The organism is Bacillus cereus group sp. BfR-BA-01441, assembly GCF_022663075.1.
Classification (GTDB): domain Bacteria; phylum Bacillota; class Bacilli; order Bacillales; family Bacillaceae_G; genus Bacillus_A; species Bacillus_A cereus.
This window is the reverse complement of record NZ_JAKUEU010000457.1, coordinates 1-213: the sequence shown is the minus strand read 5'-3', so window position 1 is coordinate 213 and position 213 is coordinate 1. Positions and strand designations below refer to the sequence as shown.

Below are 213 nucleotides of genomic sequence, written 5' to 3'. Positions count from 1 at the left end.
ATAAGGATACCATACCATTACGTATGGTGGGTTTCCCCATTCGGAAATCTTCGGATCAAAGCTTACTTACAGCTCCCCGAAGCATATCGGCGTTAGTCCCGTCCTTCATCGCCTCCTAGTGTCAAGGCATCCACCGTGCGCCCTTTCTAACTTAACCAAACTAAAAATTAAAAAATATGAGCTACACTGTTATCTAGTTTTCAAAGAACATAC

General features: G+C 42.7%; 1 rRNA gene. It reads right to left on the bottom strand.

The features are described from left to right. Positions 1-157 (bottom strand): 23S ribosomal RNA (locus MR107_RS31195); the annotation flags it as partial. Between the last annotated feature and the right edge of the window lie 56 nt (positions 158-213).